Genomic DNA, 6,029 nt, shown 5'->3' on the forward strand with positions numbered 1-6,029 from the left:
GCTAGCGCCGACCCGCTCACTTGGTGATTGATTTTCGTGTGTTTTCGTGCTTTTCGTGGTAGTAAAAGTGATTCTTTATTTATCCTTCGTCCTGTTTTTCATATTCATTTCATACTTCACATGAGACACAACGGAGCCCGCTGCACCCAATACAGATGAGATCCCTACCAGATACAGAGACACGTTGAGATTAATGGAGATGCTGTCTGAATCACTGGCCGGATAAAACGGACTCCAGGTCAGGGAGTACCAGATCAGTAACAATGAAACTCCCATCAGAGCTCCCATAAAACCACCGAGCCAGATGATAATCACAACTTCGACCCAAGGATTAAGCGGTTGAGCGGCGGGTTCTGCAGATTTTTCTGGGGGAGTCTGGTCTTCTTGCTCATCCCCCTTTTTCTTTAAGTTAACCAACTGCTCAGCGGCCACATTCGTCAAACTGACACGAGGATTACGAATTTGATAAATTCGCATAATCAGAAAAATGCCTCCTACCAGAATCCAGCCACAATGCTGCCACCAGGTGATAGTGTCCGTTCGGTCGGCCATGCCTCCCTGAGTCTGATAGAATATTCTGGAAGTTTTGGCAAACGCGTAGGCACCGGTAAGTCCCCCCACTGAGGTCGCCAGTAACATTCCATAAATGCGGAAGAAATAATGTATCATCCTGCTGAACACCGTGTTTCTTCCTCTGAAATGAACCGTTTCGAGAAATAAATCTTCGTGTTTTTCGTGGTAGTAAAAACGTTCGCTGTAAAAATTCACAAAGGCCAGTCGGCTCCGAAGCACTCGCGTTGAATCGCCGTCAACTGTTCGATTCCCAATGTTGCCAGTTCCAGTTGCGCGTCCAGCATGCCTCGATTAAAAGTCTGGCCTTCCGCGGTTCCCTGAACTTCGACGAAGTCGCCGCCGCCCGTCATCACGACATTCATGTCCACGCCGGCGGTGCTGTCTTCGATGTAATCCAGATCGAGTACCGGCTCTCCATTCACCACGCCCACACTCACCGCAGCCACGCTGTTCGAAAACACTTTTTTGGGATCGAAGATTTCCCCTTCGGCCAGTTTACACGTTTCCGGAATCGCCAGTACCGTGTCCAGCAGCGCCAGAAAACCGCCGGTGATACTCAGCGTCCGCGTGCCACCGTCGGCCTGCAGGACATCGCAGTCCACGGTAATCGTGCGCGGTCCGAGGGCACCGAAATCGACAACTGCTCGCAGACTCCGGCCGATGAGTCGTTGGATTTCACTCGAACGTCCGTCGGGCCGACGCTGTTTGCGAGGGGATGTACTGCCGGGCAGCATGTTGTATTCTGCCGTCACCCAGCCGCTCGGATTTTCGTCATTCTTTTTCCAGGGGGGAACGCTGTTATCCAGACTGGCCGTGCAGAGAATTACCGTGTTACCGGCGGAAATCAGGATGCTGCCGGGAGTCGCTTTGGTGTATCCGCGTTCGACTTTGATGGGACGAAGTTGATCGGGCTGGCGGGAATCGTGGCGCATGGTGCTGTCCTAAATTCTGGAGAGTCAAATAGTTATCGGTGTTGAACTGATTTTTCGTCAAAGTTACCACGCTTTGACCGTGCATTTCAATGCAAGACCTCACGCTTTCTATTAAGATAGAGATCATTGTCCGTTCTCTTTTATTTCAGGAACCGTTTTCGTGCTGATCTCAGAAATCTTTCACTCGCCGCAAGGCGAAGGCAAATGGATCGGGGTCCCCTCGATTTTCATTCGCACCAGTGGCTGCAATCTGCGCTGCTGGTTCTGCGATACGCCTTACACCTCCTGGAACCCGGAGGGGGATAAGATGTCGGTTGACGCGATTTTGGAACACATCGAACAATACGATTGTGAACACGTCGTCGTCACCGGCGGCGAACCGATGCTGTCGCACGAAGTCGAATCATTAACACAGCGTCTGCATGCGGCCGGCAAGGTGATTACCATCGAAACCGCGGGCACGATTCTGGCGGACGTCCACGCCGACCTGATGTCGATCAGCCCCAAACTCTCGAATTCGACCCCCGTCAAAGATCCCGCCTGGGCGCATCGCCACGACGCGCGACGGGATCAGCCGACGGTGATTCATGAGCTGATTCACAAGTACCCTTATCAGATTAAATTCGTCGTCGATCACCGCGAAGACATCAAAGAAATTGAGGATTATCTGCTTCGCTATCCCGAAATCAACCGCGAAAATGTCTATCTGATGCCGCAAGGCACCACCGCGGAGATGCTCGCCGAGCGGATGCCCTGGATCGAAGAGACCGCCGCACAACTCGGCTGTCAGGTCACACGACGCATGCACATCGAACTCTGGGGCAACGTCCGCGGTAAATAATCGCGTCCGAATATATCAGCCGTGAAAGATCGCGGCCCGTGCCTGCCGAATCCGTTCGACTGCTGCCTCTGACGTTTCCGCCAGCACCGTCAGGTGTCCCATCTTGCGACCGATGCGAGATTCCTGTTTGCCGTACAGATGCACTTTCACATCGGGAAACTGTCGCAACGCACGCCAGTCGGGCGGACCCGCTTCCCAGTGATCGCCGAGCAGATTCGCCATCGCAGTCGGACCCAGTGACAGAGTCGAACCCAGAGGCAGTCCGCAGATCGCCCGCACCTGTTGTTCGAATTGACACGTCACATGTCCGTCAATCGTCAGGTGACCGGAATTATGAGGCCGCGGTGCGATCTCGTTGATCATCAGCCGCTGATCGCCGGTCAGAAAAAATTCGACGCACATCACGCCCACCACATCCAGATGTTCAAACACGGCCCGCGTGATTTCCACCGCCTCTTGATTGATCGTGTCTCCCAGGCCGGACGGAAAAACCGAAATATCGAGGATATGATTCGCATGGTCATTCTTCATCGGCCCGTACCAGGCGAACTCCCCGTCCAGCCCGCGCACGCCGACGACCGACAGTTCACACGTGTAATCGATAAACGCTTCGAGCACCGTTTCGTCTGCCCCGACATCCTTCCACGCGGTTTCCGCTTCTTCGACCGCATCAATCTTCACCTGCCCCTTGCCGTCATAACCGGAGCTTGCCGACTTCAAAACCGCCGGGCAACCCAGTTCCGTCAGCGCGGCTTTCAGTTCCTCCACAGAACGCACCACGGCAAACGGCGTCACTGGAATCCCCGCCTGTTTCAGTTCCGATTTCTCACGAATCCGGTTCTGCGCGATGTGTAACACATTCGCGCCGGGTCGCACGGGCGCATACTTCGATGCCGTCTCTGTTGTTTCCGAAAGTACGTTCTCAAACTCGAAGGAAATCACATCCACGTTTTTCGCGAACTGCGCGACGGCGTCAAGGTCGTCATATTCGCCGCAGACTTCGACGTCGGCGACCTGTCCGGTGGGCGTCTGTCGTTCGGGAGAAAACACGTGCACGTGATATCCCAGGCGGCGGGCTTCGATGGCAAACATTCGGCCCAGTTGACCGCTGCCCAGCATGCCCAGCGTTGCGCCGGGGGCTATCAAATCACTCATAGTTCGGAATTTTCCAGTACAATGTTGGTTTGATTCTGACAGTAGTCGTGCATTTTTTTCCGCAGTTCGGGACGCGAATTGCCGAGAATGCGAATCGCCAGCAGCGCCGCGTTTTTTGCCCCGGCTTTCCCAATCGCTAAAGTTCCCACAGGCACGCCCCCCGGCATCTGCACGATGGAAAGCAGCGAGTCGAGCCCCTGCAGCGCCTTGCTCTGAACCGGCACACCCAGTACGGGCAGCACTGTCTGAGCGGCCACCATGCCCGGCAGATGGGCGGCGCCGCCGGCACCCGCGATGATGACTTCCAGCCCCCGTTCTTCCGCGGTCTTGGCGTATTCGTTCATCCAGTCAGGCGTACGATGAGCCGAAACGACGCGGCACTCGTGTTCCACGCCGAACTCTTTCAGAATCGTCGCCGCCTCGTGCATCGTATCCCAGTCGGATTGACTTCCCATAATCACGCCCACCAGAGGGGAGCTGTTTTCTGACATAATGGAACTTTCCTGTTTGAGGCGTGGTTTCAGCCGCGTACGGGCTATTTTCTAAGCAAGATTATTTTATTCTGATCGGACGTGGCTCTGATAATAATCAATTTCCTTACCTGATAGGAGTCTGGCATCCCCTTTTTTTGCAGGCTGCCTCGGACAAGTGCGGGTTCGTTTGACATTCCGGGTGCTCTGGTCTAGTGTTAGAGACGATTAATTCATTCCCAGATGTGACAATATGAAAGGATCTTCGTTATGGCACGCCCTGTAACATTATTCACCGGACAATGGGCCGATCTCTCACTGGAAGAAATGTGCAAAAAAGCACAGGAATTCGGCTATGACGGCCTGGAACTTGCCTGCTGGGGAGACCATTTCGAAGTCGCCAAAGCCCTCTCCGACGACACCTACTGCAACCGCAAGCGGGAACTGCTCGAAAAATACGACCTGCAACTCTTCTCGATTTCCAATCACCTCGTCGGTCAGGCCGTACTCGACAACATCGACGAACGCCACAAAGCCATCCTGCCCGAATACGTCTGGGGCGACGGCGATCCGGCCGGTGTCAACGAGCGGGCGATTGAAGAAATGAAAAACACGGCCCGCGCCGCACAGAAACTCGGCGTGAGCGTCGTCAACGGTTTCACCGGTTCGAGCATCTGGCATCTGCTTTACGATTTCCCCCCCACGCCGCGCACAATGATCGACGCCGGTTATCAACTGCTGGCCGACCGCTGGAATCCGATTCTCGACGTTTTCCAGGAGTGCGGCGTGAAGTTCGCATTGGAAGTGCATCCGACGGAAATCGCCTTCGACATTTATTCCGCGGAAGCCACGCTGAAAGCGCTCGACCACCGCGAAGAGTTCGGCTTCAACTTCGACCCCAGCCACCTGATCTGGCAGGGCGTTGATCCCGTCGAATTCATCCGTTACTTCCCCGATCGCATTTACCACGCGCACATGAAAGATGCTTCGGTCACCTTGAACGGTCGCACCGGAATTCTGACAAGCCACCTGCCGTTCGGCGATCAGCGTCGCGGCTGGGACTTCCGCAGCGTGGGACGAGGCGGCGTGCGGTTCGAAGAAATCATCCGCGCGTTGAACGAGATCCAGTACAACGGCCCCCTCTCCATCGAATGGGAAGACATGGGCATGAACCGAGATCACGGCGCCCGCGAAGCCTGCCAGTTCGTCAAGAACGTCGACTTCGCCCCCTCCGACATCGCCTTCGACGGCGCTTTCGGAGACTGATAGAGAACAGAAGCTTCGGTTAGATCTGTCTGAAGAAACAGGGAGAACGGATTTCGTTCTCCCTGTTTTTACGCGCACTCGAATCAAGTTGTCTCCCCTGTTATGAGCGGCACGGCGCCAGCCGCCGGTAATTCACAAACCTGCAGATGACAAACGGCGGGTGGCACTGTTGGCTCGCCAACAGTGTTGAGAGAGCTCCCCAACCTTGAGCGGAACGGCGCTAGCCGCCGTTTTTCGACCGCCAAAAAAACAAACCCCCATTCGTTTGCCGGTTCCATTTTTTTACGACCACAAAAAACACGAAAGCACACGAAAAGTATAAGGGGTGGTCCCGAATGTAGCTCGGTTGGGTGGCACTGTTGGCTCGCCAACAGTGATTGTGAATCATCCCCATCAATAGCAATCGTAGGGGCTGCCCTATGTGGCTGCCCGCGGTATTGACGTGATTTGTATAATGACCTCCAAACGTGATCACTGTCTCCTTTGCAATCATAATCCCGAATCGAATCTCGCCAGGCGGGTCGGCACATGGACCGACCCCTACGATGTTGTGTTCGTTCCGTCGCGATAAGCTCACCCGCGTCCTCCGCCATTTCCCGTTGCCCAGTTATGCTTTTCGTGTGCTTTCGTATTTTTCGTGGTAGTAAAAACATAAAATAGATCACGATCGTATGTGGCACTGTTGGCTTACCAAAAGTGATTGTGAATCATCCCCATCAACAGCATTCGTAGGGGCCGCCCTATGTGGCTGCCCGCGGTATTGACGTGATTTGTATAATGACCTCCAAACGT

6 protein-coding genes are annotated in these 6,029 nt (G+C 54.5%); 2 read left to right on the plus strand and 4 right to left on the minus strand.

Translation table 11 applies throughout. From position 1 onward, the window contains the following. Positions 1 to 75: 75 nt before the first annotated feature. On the minus strand, positions 76 to 669 hold the full coding sequence (locus tag Q0294_RS12615; RefSeq protein WP_299465706.1) for a hypothetical protein: 594 nt from the start codon (positions 667 to 669) through the stop codon (positions 76 to 78). A 95-nt stretch (positions 670 to 764) separates the two neighbouring features. After that, positions 765 to 1,505: a ribonuclease PH gene (gene rph, locus Q0294_RS12620; protein ID WP_299465709.1), complete on the minus strand. Its 741-nt coding sequence runs from the start codon at positions 1,503 to 1,505 to the stop codon at positions 765 to 767. A 160-nt stretch (positions 1,506 to 1,665) separates the two neighbouring features. Between rph and Q0294_RS12625 the strand changes: the two genes are divergently transcribed. Beyond that, positions 1,666 to 2,346 (plus strand): 7-carboxy-7-deazaguanine synthase QueE, encoded by a 681-nt coding sequence (locus tag Q0294_RS12625; RefSeq protein ID WP_299465712.1) that lies wholly within the window; start codon positions 1,666 to 1,668, stop codon positions 2,344 to 2,346. A gap of 15 nt (positions 2,347 to 2,361) precedes the next feature. On the opposite strand, the gene Q0294_RS12630 is transcribed toward Q0294_RS12625, so the two are convergent. Next, positions 2,362 to 3,501, minus strand: a complete 1,140-nt coding sequence (locus Q0294_RS12630; protein ID WP_299465715.1) for a 5-(carboxyamino)imidazole ribonucleotide synthase — start codon at positions 3,499 to 3,501, stop codon at positions 2,362 to 2,364. Then, positions 3,498 to 3,992, minus strand: a complete 495-nt coding sequence (gene purE, locus Q0294_RS12635) for a 5-(carboxyamino)imidazole ribonucleotide mutase (RefSeq protein WP_299465718.1) — start codon at positions 3,990 to 3,992, stop codon at positions 3,498 to 3,500. The genes Q0294_RS12630 and purE overlap by 4 nt, the downstream gene beginning before the upstream one ends. 249 nt (positions 3,993 to 4,241) lie before the next feature. Here purE and Q0294_RS12640 point away from each other — a divergent pair, with 249 nt between their 5' ends. Beyond that, entirely contained in the window at positions 4,242 to 5,237 is a 996-nt protein-coding gene (locus Q0294_RS12640) for a sugar phosphate isomerase/epimerase (protein ID WP_299465721.1), read from the plus strand. Positions 5,238 to 6,029 lie beyond the last annotated feature (792 nt).

It is taken from the genome of uncultured Gimesia sp., assembly GCF_937919775.1.
Lineage (GTDB): Bacteria > Planctomycetota > Planctomycetia > Planctomycetales > Planctomycetaceae > Gimesia.

Coding starts and splice junctions, on each gene's coding strand:
- Q0294_RS12615 (WP_299465706.1), bottom strand. CDS start 669: ATGATACATTATTTCTTCCGCATTTATGGAATGTTACTGGCGACCTCA.
- rph (WP_299465709.1), bottom strand. CDS start 1,505: ATGCGCCACGATTCCCGCCAGCCCGATCAACTTCGTCCCATCAAAGTC.
- Q0294_RS12630 (WP_299465715.1), bottom strand. CDS start 3,501: ATGAGTGATTTGATAGCCCCCGGCGCAACGCTGGGCATGCTGGGCAGC.
- purE (WP_299465718.1), bottom strand. CDS start 3,992: ATGTCAGAAAACAGCTCCCCTCTGGTGGGCGTGATTATGGGAAGTCAA.
- Q0294_RS12640 (WP_299465721.1), top strand. CDS start 4,242: ATGGCACGCCCTGTAACATTATTCACCGGACAATGGGCCGATCTCTCA.